Annotated in this window: 12 protein-coding genes and 1 pseudogene; 8 read left to right on the top strand and 5 right to left on the bottom strand. The window is 74.8% G+C overall.

Annotated elements, in window-relative coordinates; genetic code table 11:
- Positions 1-1,267 (bottom strand): FtsX-like permease family protein (locus VGP36_09020; protein ID HEV7654859.1); only part of this gene is annotated, 1,267 nt, incomplete at its 3' end.
- A 158-nt stretch (positions 1,268-1,425) separates the two neighbouring features.
- Between VGP36_09020 and VGP36_09025 the strand changes: the two genes are divergently transcribed.
- Entirely contained in the window at positions 1,426-2,346 is a 921-nt protein-coding gene (locus VGP36_09025) for a COX15/CtaA family protein (protein ID HEV7654860.1), read from the top strand.
- 10 nt (positions 2,347-2,356) lie between these two features.
- Positions 2,357-3,844 (top strand): cytosine permease, encoded by a 1,488-nt coding sequence (locus VGP36_09030; protein HEV7654861.1) that lies wholly within the window; start codon positions 2,357-2,359, stop codon positions 3,842-3,844.
- Here VGP36_09030 and VGP36_09035 read toward each other — a convergent pair.
- A complete protein-coding gene (locus tag VGP36_09035) occupies positions 3,841-4,743 on the bottom strand; it encodes a hypothetical protein (protein ID HEV7654862.1) in 903 nt (300 codons plus the stop codon). The two genes, VGP36_09030 and VGP36_09035, sit on opposite strands and share 4 nt — an antisense overlap.
- A 1-nt stretch (position 4,744) precedes the next feature.
- Entirely contained in the window at positions 4,745-5,710 is a 966-nt protein-coding gene (locus VGP36_09040) for a heme o synthase (protein ID HEV7654863.1), read from the bottom strand.
- A 376-nt stretch (positions 5,711-6,086) separates the two neighbouring features.
- Here VGP36_09040 and tkt point away from each other — a divergent pair, with 376 nt between their 5' ends.
- From tkt to VGP36_09070, 6 genes and pseudogenes are all read left to right on the top strand, one after another.
- Positions 6,087-8,177 (top strand): transketolase, encoded by a 2,091-nt coding sequence (gene tkt, locus VGP36_09045; protein ID HEV7654864.1) that lies wholly within the window; start codon positions 6,087-6,089, stop codon positions 8,175-8,177.
- A gap of 10 nt (positions 8,178-8,187) precedes the next feature.
- Positions 8,188-9,288: pseudogene (tal, locus tag VGP36_09050) on the top strand (transaldolase).
- An 83-nt stretch (positions 9,289-9,371) separates the two neighbouring features.
- On the top strand, positions 9,372-10,916 hold the full coding sequence (zwf, locus tag VGP36_09055; GenBank protein HEV7654865.1) for a glucose-6-phosphate dehydrogenase: 1,545 nt from the start codon (positions 9,372-9,374) through the stop codon (positions 10,914-10,916).
- On the top strand, positions 10,913-12,181 hold the full coding sequence (locus VGP36_09060; protein ID HEV7654866.1) for a glucose-6-phosphate dehydrogenase assembly protein OpcA: 1,269 nt from the start codon (positions 10,913-10,915) through the stop codon (positions 12,179-12,181). Before zwf ends, VGP36_09060 begins: the two co-directional genes overlap by 4 nt.
- 19 nt (positions 12,182-12,200) lie before the next feature.
- Complete coding sequence (gene pgl, locus VGP36_09065) at positions 12,201-12,977, top strand: 6-phosphogluconolactonase (protein HEV7654867.1); 777 nt, start codon at positions 12,201-12,203, stop codon at positions 12,975-12,977.
- Positions 12,978-13,013: 36 nt separating this feature from the next.
- Complete coding sequence (locus VGP36_09070) at positions 13,014-14,216, top strand: MFS transporter (protein HEV7654868.1); 1,203 nt, start codon at positions 13,014-13,016, stop codon at positions 14,214-14,216.
- Here the strand turns inward: VGP36_09070 and VGP36_09075 are convergent.
- Both VGP36_09075 and VGP36_09080 read right to left on the bottom strand, forming a co-directional pair.
- Positions 14,197-14,799, bottom strand: a complete 603-nt coding sequence (locus tag VGP36_09075) for a pentapeptide repeat-containing protein (protein ID HEV7654869.1) — start codon at positions 14,797-14,799, stop codon at positions 14,197-14,199. The genes VGP36_09070 and VGP36_09075 overlap by 20 nt on opposite strands.
- Positions 14,796-15,137, bottom strand: a complete 342-nt coding sequence (locus VGP36_09080) for an RNA polymerase-binding protein RbpA (protein HEV7654870.1) — start codon at positions 15,135-15,137, stop codon at positions 14,796-14,798. Before VGP36_09080 ends, VGP36_09075 begins: the two co-directional genes overlap by 4 nt.
- Positions 15,138-15,163 lie beyond the last annotated feature (26 nt).

Raw genomic sequence — 15,163 nt, forward strand, 5'->3', positions numbered from 1 at the left:
CCAGCCCGGCCAGCAGCCCGCCGCCGGCCACCACCGCCGCCTGCCGGTACGCCGAGGGGTCCAGGTCCGGGCTCGGCCCCAGCCGCCCGACCAGCCAGCGGGCCAGCACCGCGCCGAGCAGGGTGCCGAGCGCGGCCGGCAACGCCAGCTCCAGCACGGCCTTGCCGGCCAGCGCGCCCGGCCCGACGCCGCGGGCGGACAGCAGCCGCACCTCCGCCCGCCGCCGGTCGGCCCAGTACGACCCGGCCGCGCCGACCAGCAGCAGCGCCAGCAGGGTGCCGCCGAGGGCGATCGGCAGCACCGGCCCGCGCAGGCCGTTGCGGATCAGCACGGCCCGGTCGGTCAGCGTCGGCAGCTGCCCGGTGCCGCCGGCGGTGCGGCCGAAGTCGCGCGGCACCGGCAGCCCGGCGGCGTGGTACGCCGCGTCCTGGCGGCCGGCCACGTCGTACCCGCGGCTGACGGTCTCGCCGGTGGAGTCGACCGGCGACACCCAGTCGTAGTCGGCCGGCCGGCTGCCGACGAGCCGGGTGAACGTGGCCGGGTCGGACGCGAGCACCAGCGGCGGCGGGACGTCGTTGCTGACCACCTTCGGCAGCACGAAGAACCCGTACGAGCACCAGTACGCGGGCAGCGGGACGTCGTAGAAGTTCGGGTAGTAGCCGGCGACCCGGACCGGCGTGCCGTTCACGGCCACCTCGGCCCCGGGCCGGACGCCGAGCCGGTCGCGGACGTACTTCGGGAGCCAGACGCCGGTGCCGCCTACCGCGCCCGGCAGGTGGGTCAGGTTGGCCACCGCGTCGGCCCGGTACGCGACCCGGACCGGCGGGCCGCCGAGCCCGTCCAGCCCGAAGTTGTCGGCCGCGAGCGCGTCCAGGTGCGGGGCGGCGAGCCCGGCGCCGGTCATGGCCGGCCGCACCCGGGCATCGAGCGCGGGCAGGTTGCGGGCGGTCGAGTGGTTCTTGACCGAGGCGGTCGCGGCGCTCGGGCACTCGTTGCCGATCAGCCGCTGCAGCGCGGCCGAGGACGCCGAGGACAGGAACAGCGGGGCCGAGGCGGCCGCGCAGGCCAGGATCGCGGCCGCGGCGATCACGGCCAGCAGGACGGCCGGCTGGCCGAAGGGCAGCACCGGGGCGCGGCGCCAGGGCGGCAGCATCCAGACGCCGCCGCCGGTCCGCGGGCGGTGCGCGTCCCCCGACCCGGCCACCCGGCCGGTCCCGGGCTCGCGCGGCCGGAGGGCAGGATCCCGGATGCCCGACTGCACCGACACGCCGTCACCGTAGGGCGGTCCGCGGCCACCGCGCCGCCGCCGTAACCGGATCGTGAACCCGCCGCCGCGAACCTGCGCGCCGGTCCGGCGCACCGGACGGCGCCAGCCGCCGCGGGCCCGGGCGCGCCGGGTGCGGGGAGGCGACCTACTCTTTGCGGGTGGAGCTCCCCCGCGCCCCCGAGGTGCTGGTGCGCCGGCTGGCGGTCGCGTCGGTGGTCGCCAACGCCGGCATCGTCGTCACCGGCGGCATCGTCCGGCTGACCGGCTCCGGCCTCGGCTGCCCGACCTGGCCGAGCTGCACCGCCGGCTCCCTCACCCCGACCGCGGCGTACGCGCAGCACGGGGTGATCGAGTTCACCAACCGGATGCTCACGTTCGTGCTCACCGCGGTCGTGCTGGCCACCCTGCTCGCGGTGTGGCGCTCGACCCGGCGGCCGCTGCGGCCGCTGGCGCTGACCGCGTTCCTGGGCATCCCGGCCCAGGCCGTGCTCGGCGGGATCACCGTGCTGACCGGGCTGAACCCGTGGACGGTCGCGGCCCACTTCCTGCTGTCGATGGGGATCCTCGCGGTCACCGGGACGCTGGCGTACCGGGCGTACCAGCCGGACGGGGAGCCGCGCCGGGTGGTGAACCCGAGCCTGGTCACGCTGGTCCGGGTGCTGACCGGGGTGACCGTCGCGGTGCTCGCGCTCGGCACCGTGGTGACCGGCAGCGGGCCGCACGCGGGCGACGCCGACGTCCCCCGCACCGGCTTCGACCCGGAGACCGTCAGCCAGCTGCACGCGGACGCGGTGATGCTGCTGATCGGCCTGACCGTCGCGACCTGGCTCTGGCTGCGCGGCTCCAAGGCCCCGGCCGGCCCGACCCGGGCGGCGCTGGTGCTGCTGGTGGTCGAGCTGGCCCAGGGCCTGATCGGGTTCGTGCAGTTCTTCACCGGGCTGCCGGTGGCGCTGGTCGCCTTCCACCTGCTCGGCGCCTGCCTGGTCTGGATCGCCGCGCTCCGGCTGCTGCTGACCACCTCGACCCGGGCCGTCGCCGGCGCCGAGGCCGTCCCGTACAGGGAGTACGTGGCGGGCTGACCGTCCGGTGGTGGACGATCGCACCGTGTCCGACACCGAGCAGGCTGCCGCGCCGGCGACCACCGTCCCGGCCGGGATCGAGCGCAACGGCATCAACGTCATCGCCGAGGGCGAGCGCAAGGGCAGGCCGGCCGACCTGTTCTGGCCCTGGTTCGCGGCCAACATCTCCGTGCTCGGGGTCGCGTACGGCGCCTTCGTGCTCGGCTTCGGGGTCTCCTTCTGGCAGGGCGTGATCGCCGGCGTCGTCGGCGTCATCGTGTCCTTCGCGCTCTGCGGCTGGGTCGCGCTGGCCGGCAAGCGCGGCTCGGCGCCGACGATGGTGCTGTCCCGGGCCGCGTTCGGCGTCCGCGGCAACCGGCTGCCGAGCGCGCTGTCCTGGCTGCTCACCGTCGGCTGGGAGACCGTGCTGGTCATCCTGGCCACGCTGGCGACCGCGACCGTGCTGGACCGGCTCGGCTGGGGCGGCGGCACCGGCACCAAGATCATCGCGATGATCGTGGTCGCCGGTGTGACGATCATGGCCGGGGTGCTCGGCTTCGCGTTCATCATGAAGCTGCAGACCTGGATCACCGTGGCCACCGGCGTCCTCACCGTCGTCTACGTGATCCTGTCCGCGAGCCACATCTCCTGGTCCGCGGTCCGGGGCCTGCCGGCGGGCTCGACCCAGGCGTTCGTCGGCGCGCTGGTGTTCGTCATGACCGGCTTCGGGCTGGGCTGGGTCAACGCGGCCGCGGACTACTCCCGCTACCTGCCGCGGCGCTCGTCCGGGCGCGGCGTGTTCGGCTGGACCACGTTCGGCGGAGCGCTCGGCCCGGTCGTCCTGATCGTCTTCGGGCTGCTGCTGGCGGGCTCGTCCCAGCAGCTGTCCACCGACATCGGCTCCGACCCGATCGGCGCGCTGACCGAGGTGCTGCCGACCTGGTTCCTGGTGCCGTTCGCGATCGTGGCCGTGCTCGGCCTGGTCGGCGGCGCGGTGCTGGACATCTACTCCTCCGGCCTGTCCCTGCTCGCCGCCGGCGTCCGGATCCCGCGGCACCTGGCCGCGCTGGTGGACGGCGTGATCATGATCATCGGGACCGTGTACGTCGTGTTCGCGGCCGACAACTTCATCGGCCCGTTCCAGGGCTTCCTGATCACGCTCGGGGTGCCGATCGCGGCCTGGTGCGGCGTGCTGCTGGCCGACATCGCGCTGCGCAAGCGGGACTACGCCGAGGCCGAGCTCTACTCCCCCACCGGCCGGTACGGCGACGTCCGGGCGGACGCGGTCGGGCTGGTCGTGCTGGGCACCGTGCTCGGTTGGGGGCTGGTCACCAACGCCGCGGCCGGCTGGCTGGACTGGCAGGGCTACCTGCTCGGCCCGTTCGGGCTCGGCGGCAAGGAGGGGGCCTGGGCGTTCGCGAACCTGGGCGTCCTGGTCGCGCTGGCGGTCGGCCTGCTCGGCACGCTGCTGACGGCCCGGTCCCGGGTCCGGGCCCAGGAGGCGCTGAGCGCGCGCTAGACCGGGGCGGCGGCCCGGATCGCGGCGGCGAACCGGTCCGCCGAGCCGGGGGCCGAGCCGAGGAACAGCGACGGCTCGGCCAGCTCCAGCTCGACCACGACCGGCGCGCCGTCCGGTCCGGGCAGCAGGTCGACCCGCGCGTACAGCAGCCGGTCGGTGCCGCCGGGCACCGCCGCCAGCGCCCGCTCGGCCAGCTCCCGCTCGCCCGGGGCCGGCGCCCGCTCGACGATCTCCTCGGGCCGGTAGAGCTCGTCGGTCTCGGCCGGGTCCCCCGGCCGCAGCACGGCGCTCTTGCGCAGCGTGTGGCTGTACTTGCCGCCGACGTAGACCAGGGCGGCCTCGCCCACGGTGTCCACCCCGCTCAGGTACGGCTGGACCATCACCGGGCGGCCCGCGGCCAGCAGCCGGCCGGCGTGCGCGCGGGCCCGGTCGAGCTCGGCCGCGCCGTACCGCGCGGTGTCCCGGGCGCCCGCGCTCACGGTCGGCTTGACCACCAGGTCGAGCCAGTCCGGCCACCCGCCGGTCCCGTTCGGCGGCGGGGTCAGCCAGGCCGTCGGCACCACCGGCAGCCCGGCCTCGGCCAGCTCCCGCAGGTACGTCTTGTCGGTGTTCCAGGCGATCACCTCGGCCGGGTTGGCCAGCCGCGGCACGCTCGCCGCCCAGGCCGTGAAGTCCTCCCGGCGGGGCACGTAGTCCCAGGTCGAGCGGATCACCACGAGGTCGTACGAGCCCCAGTCGATGGCCGGGTCGTCCCAGACCCGCCAGTCCGCGTCCAGCCCGGCGGCGGCGCAGGCGGTCAGCAGCAGACCCGCGTCCTCGTCGCCGGCGGGCAGCTCCCGGCAGGTCGCCAGCGCGATGCGGGGCAACCGCCGGGCCGGCCCGCGCGGCCGGGACAGCACGTCAGCGCACCAGCGCGTCGACGGCGACCCCGACGAACAGCACCGCGAGGTAGGTGTTGGACAGGTGGAACAGCGGCAGCGCCTTGGCCGCCTCCCCGCGCCCGACCCGCGCCAGCAGCTGGTGCGCGGCGAGCAGGAACCAGGCCCCGGACAGCACCGCGACGGCGCCGTAGACCCAGGACGTGGCCAGCGGCCAGAGCACCAGCGAGGTCGCCACGGTCAGCCAGGTGTACGCGGTGATCCGGCGGGCCACCTGCAGCGGCGTCGCCACCACCGGCAGCATCGGCACCCCGGCCCGGGCGTAGTCGTCCTTGAACCGCATCGCCAGGGCCCAGAAGTGCGGCGGGGTCCAGAAGAACACGATCCCGAACAGCACCACCGGGGCCCAGGCCAGCGAGCCGGTCACCGCGGCCCAGCCGATGAGCACCGGCATGCAGCCGGCGGCGCCGCCCCAGACGATGTTCTGCGCGGTCCGGCGCTTGAGCACCAGCGTGTAGACCAGCACGTAGAAGAGGATCGCGACGGCGGTGAGCGCGGCCGGCAGCCAGCCGGTGAACGCGAGCATGATCGAGATCGCGACGACGCCGAGGCCGATGCCGAAGACCAGCGCGGCCCGGGGCGAGACCGCGTGCCGGGCCAGCGGGCGGGCGATCGTGCGCCGCATCACCGCGTCGATGTCGCGGTCGAGGTAGCAGTTCAGCGCGTTGGCGCTGCCCGCGGCCAGCGAGCCGCCGACCAGGGTGGCCAGCACCAGGCCGAGCGGGGGCAGCCCGTGCGCGGCCAGGATCATGGCCGGCAGGGTCGTGACGAGCAGCAGCTCGACGATGCGCGGCTTGGTCAGCGCGACGTACGCCCGCAGCATCACCCCGGACTGCCGCCGGCGCGCGGCACGCTCGGCCGGCACGTCGATCGGGGCCGGCGCGGACGGCACCGCCGCGCCGCGCGGCCCCGGCAGCACCTGCGTCACGCGAAGCACTGTACGCACCGCCGTGTCGGAGCACCCCTTGAGGGGTACGTGCCGCTCGGGAGGGAGAGCGGCCGGGTCACGACGGGCGAGGCCTCGCCCGTCGGAGACTGCGGCGGGCCGGGTACGGACTACGCTCGACGTGATCATTCGACGGCTCCGCCCGCCCGGCACGACCTGCCCGTCACGGTCGCGGGCCGGCAGGGTCCGGTCCGTACGCAGAGGAGCATTTCGCGTGAACGAGAGTTCGGAGCACCCGCCCGCCGGCGAGGACACGGCCGAGTCGACGAACAAGGCCCCGGAACCCGCGGCGGAAGCTCCGGCGACGCCCGCGCAGCCGGCGTACCCGGACGGCTGGACCGACGCGGACTCCCGGACCGTGGACATGATCCGCGCGCTGGCCATGGACGCGGTGCAGAAGACCGGCAACGGCCACCCCGGCACGGCGATGAGCCTGGCGCCGGTGGCGTACACGCTCTTCCAGCGGATCATGCGGCACGACCCGTCCGATCCGGGCTGGCTCGGCCGGGACCGGTTCGTGCTCTCGGCCGGCCACTCCAGCCTGACCCTCTACCTGCAGCTCTACCTGGCCGGGTACGGCCTGGAGCTCGCGGACCTGGAGGCGCTGCGGACCTGGGGGTCGCTGACCCCGGGCCACCCCGAGCACGGGCACACCGCCGGCGTGGAGACCACCACCGGCCCGCTCGGCCAGGGCATCGGCAACGCGGTCGGCTTCGCGATGGCGGCCCGCCGCGAGCGCGGCCTGCTCGACCCGGACGCGGCCCCCGGCCAGAGCGTGTTCGACCACCACATCTTCGCCATCTGCTCCGACGGCGACATGGAGGAGGGCATCTCCGGCGAGGTGTCCTCGATCGCCGGGCACCAGAAGCTCGGCGCGCTGACGCTGATCTACGACGACAACAAGATCAGCATCGAGGACAACACCGACATCGCGCTGAGCGAGGACGTCGCGCTGCGGTACGAGGCGTACGGCTGGCATGTGCAGACCATCGACTGGCGCCGCGAGGACGGGACGTACGTCGAGGACGTGGCCGCGCTGGAGGCGGCGATCAAGGCCGCCGAGGCCGAGACCGACCGGCCGTCGTTCATCCGGCTGCGCACGATCATCGCCTGGCCCGCGCCGAACGCGCAGAACACCGGCAAGGCCCACGGCGCCGCGCTGGGCGCGGACGAGGTCGCGGCGACCAAGCGGGTGCTCGGGCTGGACCCGGAGAAGAACTTCTGGGTCGACCCCGACCTGCTCACCCACGCCCGCGAGGTCCGCACCCGCGGCCAGGCCGAGCACGCGGAGTGGGAGACCCGCTTCCAGGCCTGGGCCGAGGCGAACCCGGAGCGCAAGACGCTGCTGGACCGGCTGCGTACGCACACCCTGCCGGCCGGCTGGACCGACAAGCTGCCGGTCTTCGACGCCGACCCCAAGGGGATGGCGACCCGCAAGGCCTCCGGCAACGTCCTGGACGCGATCGTGCCGGAGCTGCCGGAGCTCTGGGGCGGCTCGGCCGACCTGGCCGAGTCCAACAACACCACGCCCAAGGGCGAGCCGTCCTTCATCCCGGCCGAGCACCAGACCAAGGAATGGCCCGGCGGGCCGTACGGGCGGGTGCTGCACTTCGGCATCCGTGAGCACGCGATGGGCTCGATCATGAACGGGATCACCCTGCACGGGCTGACCCGGGTCTACGGCGGCACGTTCCTGGTCTTCAGCGACTACATGCGCCCGGCCGTCCGGCTGGCGGCGCTGATGAAGCTGCCGGTGACGTACGTGTGGACGCACGACTCGATCGGCCTCGGCGAGGACGGCCCGACCCACCAGCCGATCGAGCACCTGGCCGCGCTGCGGGCGATCCCGGGCCTGGACGTGGTCCGCCCGGCCGACGCGAACGAGACCGCGGTGGCCTGGAAGACGATCCTGGAGCACACCGACCGGCCGGCCGGGTTCGCCCTGACCCGGCAGAACGTGCCGACCTGGGACCGCTCGGAGAGCTCGCCGGACGGCACCACCGGCGCCGCCGAGGGCACCGCCAAGGGTGGGTACGTGCTGGCCGAGGCCGCGGCCAAGACGACCCCGGACGTGATCATCATCGCCACCGGCTCCGAGGTCTGGCTGGCGGTCGAGGCCCGGAAGCGGCTGGAGGACGAGGGCGTTGCCACTCGTGTGGTGTCCATGCCGTGCCGGGAGTGGTTCTTCGAGCAGGACCTGGCCTACCAGCAGGCCGTGCTGCCGACCGGGGTCAAGGCCCGGGTCAGCGTCGAGGCCGCGATCGGGATGGGCTGGCGCGACCTGGTCGGCGACACCGGCGAGATCGTGAGCATCGAGCATTTCGGCGCGAGCGCGGCCGGCACCACGTTGTTCGAACAGTTCGGCTTCACGCCGGACCGGGTGGTGGCCGCGGCCCACGCCACGTTGCAGCGGGCCGGCCTGATCACGGGCACCACCACCGGAACCTGAGGAGGACTCCATGAGCGACGCTCTCGCCGATCTCTCCGCCGCCGGGGTGGCGGTCTGGCTCGACGACCTGTCCCGCGAGCGGCTGCGCAGCGGGAACCTTCAGCACCTCATCGACGACAAGCACGTGGTCGGGGTGACCACCAATCCGACGATCTTCCAGAAGGCGCTGTCCCAGGGCGACGCGTACGACGAGCAGACCGCCGACCTGGCCCTGCGCGGGGTCGACGTGGGCGAGGCCGTCCGGGCCCTGACCACGTACGACGTCCGCTGGGCCTGCGACGTGCTGCGGCCGGTCCACGACCGCTCCGACGGCGTGGACGGCCGGGTCTCGATCGAGGTCGACCCGCGGCTGGCCCACGACAGCGACCGGACGGTGGCCGAGGCCAAGGCGCTGTGGTGGCTGGTCGACCGGCCCAACCTGTTCATCAAGATCCCGGCCACGGCCGAGGGCCTGCCCGCGATCACGGCGGTGCTGGCCGAGGGGATCAGCGTCAACGTCACGCTGATCTTCTCCCTGGCCCGGTACGACGAGGTCATGGAGGCCTTCCTCGCCGGTCTGGAGCAGGCCAGGGCCAACGGCCACGACCTGACCACGATCGGCTCGGTCGCCTCGTTCTTCGTCTCCCGCAACGACACCGAGACCGACAAGCGGCTGGACAAGCTGGGGTCGGAGGAGGCCAAGGCGCTGCGCGGCTCGGCCGCGATCGCGAACGCGCGGCTGGCCTACCAGCACTACGAGGACGTCTTCGGCGGCGACCGCTGGAAGGCCCTGGCCGAGGCCGGCGCGCACGCGCAGCGGCCGCTGTGGGCGTCCACCGGAGTGAAGGACCCGGCGTACGAGGACACCCGCTACGTGGTCGACCTGGTCGCGCCGGGCGTGGTCAACACGATGCCGGAGGCGACGCTGGACGCGGTCGCCGACCACGGCGTCGTCCGGGGCGACACGATCACCACGATGTATTCGGAGGCCCAGCAGACCGCGGACCGGCTGCAGGCCGTCGGGGTCTCGTACGACGACGTCGTGCAGACGCTCGAGGACGAGGGCGTGAAGAAGTTCGAGGACTCCTGGGGCGAGCTCATCGAGCAGGTCACCACGTCGTTGTCGGAAGCCGGCGCCGAGGTCAGCGCCGACGGCTCCACCACGCCGAAGGGCCAGGGCCCGGCGGCCGCGGATCGGGAAGCGACCGGGCGGTGATGGACCCGATCTTCGGCGAGGAACGGCGGCCCAACCCGCTGCGCGATCCGCGCGACCGGCGGCTGCCGCGGGTCCCGGAGCCCTGCGCCCTCGTGGTGTTCGGCATCACCGGCGACCTGGCCCGCAAGAAACTCCTCCCGGCCGTGTACGACCTGCACAGCCGGGGTCTGCTGCCGACCGACTTCGTGCTGGCCGGCTTCGCCCGCCGCGACTGGAGCGACGGCGACTTCGAGGACATGGCCCGCGACGCCGCCCGGGCCGGCGCCCGGACGCCCTGGCGCGAGGAGGTGTGGTCCCGGCTCGCCGGCAACATCCGCTTCGTACCGGGCTCCTTCGACGACGACAACGCCTTCGACGAGCTGTCCGAGGCGCTGGACGAGATGCGCGACTCGCACGGGATCAAGGGCAACGCGGCGTTCTACCTGTCCATCCCGCCGGCCGCGTTCCCGATCGTGCTCAAGCAGCTGCAGCGGACCGGGATGGCCGACAACGGCAAGTCCGGCGGCTGGCGCCGGGTCGTGGTGGAGAAGCCGTTCGGGACCGACCTGGAGTCCTCGCGTGAGCTGAACGACCTGGTCGACGACGTGTTCACGGCCCAGGACGTCTTCCGCATCGACCACTACCTGGGCAAGGAGACCGTCCAGAACATCCTGGCGCTGCGGTTCGCGAACCAGATGTTCGAGCCGGTCTGGAACTCCAACTACGTCGACTCGGTGCAGATCACGATGGCCGAGGACGTCGGCATCGGCAGCCGGGCCGGGTTCTACGACGAGACCGGCGCGGCCCGCGACGTGCTGCAGAACCACGTGCTGCAGCTGCTCGCGCTGGTCGGCATGGAGGAGCCGGTCGAGTTCACCGCGGACGCGATCCGGACCGAGAAGATCAAGGTGCTGCGGGCGATCACGCTGCCGCCGCCGCACAGCGACTACGCGATCCGCGGCCAGTACACGCAGGGCTGGCTGGCCGGCGAGCGGGTGCTGGGCTACCGGCAGGAGAAGGACGTCCCGGGCGACTCCCAGACGGAGACGTACGCGGCGGTCAAGCTCGACATCGAGACCCGCCGCTGGGCCGGGGTGCCGTTCTACCTGCGCACCGGCAAGCGGCTGCCGCGCCGGGTCACCGAGATCTCGATCCTGTTCAAGAAGGCGCCGCACCTGCCGTTCTCCAAGACCGACACCGAGGAGCTCGGCCACAACCAGCTGGTGATCCGGGTGCAGCCGGACGAGGGCATCACGCTCAAGTTCGGGTCCAAGGTGCCGGGGTCGCAGATGGAGGTCCGGGACGTCGCGATGGACTTCCTCTACGGGCAGTCCTTCACCGAGTCCTCGCCCGAGGCGTACGAGCGGCTGATCCTGGACGTGCTGCTCGGCGACGCGACCCTGTTCCCGCAGGCGGCCGAGGTCGAGGCGTCCTGGCGGGTGGTCGACCCGCTGGAGGACTACTGGCAGGGCAAGGAGCCGGCCTTCTACCGGGCCGGCGAGTGGGGTCCCAAGGAGGCCGACGAGATGCTCGCGCGCGACGGGCGCACCTGGAGGCGACCGTGACCACGCTGTGGGACACCACGGGCACGGCCGTCGTCAAGGCCCTCGCCGCGGAGCGGCGCTCCGGCGGCGCGGTGATGTCCGGGCTCGCGCTCACCCTCGTCGTGGTCGTGGACGAGAAGGACGTGCACGAGGCCGAGGCCGCCGCGACCACCGCCGCCTCCCTGCACCCCTGCCGGCTGCTGATCGTCATCCGGCGCCAGGTCGAGGCGCCGATTCCCCGGCTGGACGCCGAGGTCCTCGTCGGCGGGCGGCTCGGCCCGGGCGAGGCCGTCGTCATGCGGATGTACGGCCGGCTCTCGCTGCACGCGGAGTCCGTCGTGCTGCCGCTGCTGGCGGCGGACGCGCCGGTCGTCACCTGGTGGTACGGCGCTCCCCCGGACCGCATCGCGCACGACCCGCTCGGCGTCTTCGCCGACCGGCGGGTCACCGACATCCGGCGCTCGGAGAACCCGGCCGACGGGCTGCGGCTGCGGGCCGAGGACTACGTGCCCGGCGACACCGACCTGGCCTGGACCCGGACGACGCCGTGGCGGGCCGAGCTGGCCTCGGCGTTCGACACGGTCCGCTCGGCGCCCAAGGCGGCGACCGTGACCGGCAAGCAGGACGACCCGGCCGCGCTGCTGCTGGCCGGCTGGATGTCCTCCCGGTTCGGCTGCGAGGTGCCGGTCGAGCAGGCCGGCGGCCGGGCCGCCGGAGCGGGCGGGATCGGGGTGTCGGAGATCCGCATCGAGCTGGTCGACGGCAACACGGTCACGCTCAGCCGCAAGGACGCCACCTCGGTCCTGCTGCAGCGCAGCGAGCAGCCCGACAGCACGGTCGCGCTGCCGGAGCGGCAGCTCGGTGACCTGCTGGCCGAGGAACTGCGCCGGCTCGACGCCGACCAGCCGTACGCGGAGTCGCTCGGGGTGGCGGCCGGCGTGCCGGGGCTGGCGGCGCGGCCGGACGAGCCGCGGACGCTGATCTGGGTCGACCCGATGGCGTCGTCCGCGGCGCCGGTCGCGGCGCAGTCGTCGGTGGCGTCGCCGGCTGCGGTCGCAGCCAAATCCCCCGGCCCGGCTGCCGGCTCGTCTCCCGGGTCGGCCGGCGGCTCGTCTCCCGGCTCAGCCGGCAGCGGCTCGGCCGGCGGCTCCGCCGGTACCGCGGGGCCGGACGAGGCGGCGCATCCGGCGGTGGGCGGCGAGGCCGGTCCGGCGCCGGAGGCGAAACCGGCGGCCGAGACCGACGACGAGGCGGGCCCGGCCGGCGGTCCGGAGCCGCTGGCATGAGCACGCTCCGGGAGTCCGCATGAGCACGGACGTGGTGGTGCACCGGACCGCCGACCTGCTGGCGAAGGCGGCGGCGGCCCGGCTCGCGGTCCGGCTGGTGGACGCCCAGGCCGCCCGCGGGGTCGCCTCGATCGTGCTCACCGGCGGCCGGGTCGGCGGCGCGGTCCTGCGGGAGCTGGCCGCGAACCCGGCCCGGGCCGCGGTCGACTGGTCCCACGTGGACATCTGGTGGGGCGACGAGCGCTGGCTCCCGGACGGCGACCCCGAGCGCAACGACAAGCAGGCCCAGGACGCGCTGCTGTCCGCCGTCCCCGTCGACCCGGCCCGGGTGCACCCGTTCCCGGCCTCCGACGGTCCGTACGCGGGCGATCCCGAGGCGGCCGCCGCGGCGTACACGGCCGAGCTGGCCCGGGCGACCCGGCACGAGGACCACGGGCCGGTGCCGCGGCTGGACGTGCTCATGCTCGGGGTCGGCGAGGAGGGGCACGTCGCCTCGATCTTCCCCGGGTCGCCGGCCGCGTACGAGACCCGGCCGGTCGCGGCCGTGCGCGGGTGTCCCAAGCCGCCGCCGACCCGGCTCACGCTGACCTTCCCGGCGATCACCGCGGCCACGGAGGTCTGGCTGATGGCGGCCGGCACCGAGAAGGCCGGCGCGGTCGCGCTCGCCCTCGGCGGCGCCGGCGCGATCCAGGTCCCGGCCGCGGGTGCCCGCGGCCGCGCCCGCACCCTCTGGCTGCTGGACCAGGGGTCCGCCGCCAAACTCCCACCCTCCGTCGTCCGCCTCCCCATCGGCTGACGCCCGCCCGGCGCGGCCGGTGGCTACGGTGCGCGGGTGGGGTGGCGGTTCTGGCGCGTCTGGGGCGGCGAGTCGGTGTCCGGGATCGGGGACGCCGCGTTCGCGGTCGCGTTCGCCTGGCTGGTGCTGTCCGCGACCGGCTCGGCCGGCGTCCTGGCCGGGACGCTGATCGCCGGCGCGATCCCCCGCGGCGTCCTGCTGCTGGTCGGCGGCGCCGTCGTCGACCGGGTCTCGGCCCGGACCGTGCTGCTCGGCGCGCACCTGGCCCGCGGCGTCGCGGTCGGCCTGCTGGCGCTGCTGGCCGCGACCGGCGACCCCGGCGCGGCCGTGTTCGCCGCGGTCGCGATCGTCGTCGGCGCGGCCGACGCGTTCGCCGGACCGGCCGGGGTCGCGATCCTGCCCGCGCTGGTCGACGCCGCCCACCTCCCCCGGGCCAACGCGCTGGTCTCGGCCGGCGAGCAGGTCGCGTTCGTGGTGGGCCCGCTCGGGGCCGGCGTCCTCGTGACCACCGCCGGACCGGCGGCCGCGCTGGCCGCCGACGCCGGCACGTTCGCCCTCGCCGCCGCGACCGTCCTGGCCGCCCCGACCGTACGATCCATTGTGGACGGTCCGATGTGGACGGACATCCGGACCGGGCTGCGCTGGGCCGCCCGCACCGCCGAGGTCCGGGCCGTGCTGATCGTGGTGGCCGCGGCGACGCTGAGCTACGCGGGCCTGTTCGGCGTCGGCCTGCCCGCGCTGGCCCGCTCCAGCGGCGGCGCGCTCGGGCTCGGCGTGCTGCTCTCGGCCTGGGGCGTCGGCCAGCTGACCGGGTCGGTCGCCGCGGCCGCGACCGGGCTGCCCGCGCGCTGGGGCCTGCTGATCGGGCTGATGAGCGTGGTCGAGGCGGTCACGTTCACCACGATCGGCCTGACCCGCCAGGTCGTCGTGGCCGCGGTGCTGCTGGCCCTGCTCGGCGTCGGGGTCGCGTACTCCCAGGACGTCGCGCTGCCGACCTGGCTGCAGACCCGGACGCCGCCGGACCGGCTCGGCCGCACCAGCTCGCTGCTGCACCTGGCCCGGACCGCGCTGGAGCCGGTCTCGCTGGCCGGCACCGGCCTGCTGGTCGCGATCGACGTCCGGCTCGCGTTCGCCGTCGCCGCGATCCCGGTGCTCGCCGCCGGCGCCTGGCTGCTCGTCACCCCCGCCACCCGCACCCTCGGCACCGCCGGAGCAGAGGTCAGTCGGCCTGGATCGTGAAGCCGGCCTCGGAGGCGAGCCGGGGCGCGAACGAGACGGCCTGGTCCATCGTCACCCGGGCCCCGCGCAGCGTGAGCAGCCCGCGCGCCCCACCCAGCCGGGACCCGCGCAGGTCGCACCCGTCGGCCGCGGTCGCCGCGAACTCGGCCCCGTCGAACGTGCAGCCGGTGAACACGACCGCGGACAGGTCTCCGCCGATGACGGCGTCGGTGAACGTGCAGTCGTCGAACACGACCATCCCGCGGACCCGGCTGATCCGCAGCGTGGCCGCGTCCAGCCGGCAGTCGCGCAGGTAGACGTCCTGGCCGAGGTCGACGGACAGTCGCAGCCCGAGCGCCCGGCAGTCCAGGAACTCGACCTGCCGCATCGTCACCGCCTGCCAGACCGCGGCGGACAGGTCGCAGCGCCGCAGCACGCTGTCGACCAGCGTCAGCGGCGAGCGCCGGGTCTCGGCCAGGTCGACGCCGTCCAGCGCGACCCCGACCGCCATCTCCTCGGCCAGCTCATCCGCCGGCTCGGCGTCCCCGGACGGACGGCGCAGCCGCCGCTTCTCCCCCAGCTCGCGCCAGGTGGAGGCGGTCACCGGCCGCGGCGGTCCCGCAGCTTGGCCAGAGCCTCCTCGAGGATGGCCTCGCCGTCGGCGTCGGTGCGGCGCTCCCGCACGTACGCCAGGTGGGTCTTGTACGGCTCGTTGCGCGGCGCCGGCGGCGGCGCCTGCTCGCTCTGACCGGCCGGCAGCCCGCAACGCGGGCAGTCCCACGTCTCCGGGACCGCCGCCTCCTCCGCGAACGCCGGGCGCGTCTCGTGCCCGTTCGCGCACCAGAACGGGATGTGGCGGCGCGGGGCGGACTCCCCGCGCTCGGCCTCTCCCATCGGTCCCGCCCCGACCCTGCTGCCCCGGATGGCGCTGCCACCAGCCACTGTGTCTGCTCTCCTCGACGAACGGT

The sequence above is a fragment of the Mycobacteriales bacterium genome (assembly GCA_035995165.1).
In the GTDB taxonomy this organism is placed as follows: Bacteria; Actinomycetota; Actinomycetes; order Mycobacteriales; family CADCTP01; genus CADCTP01.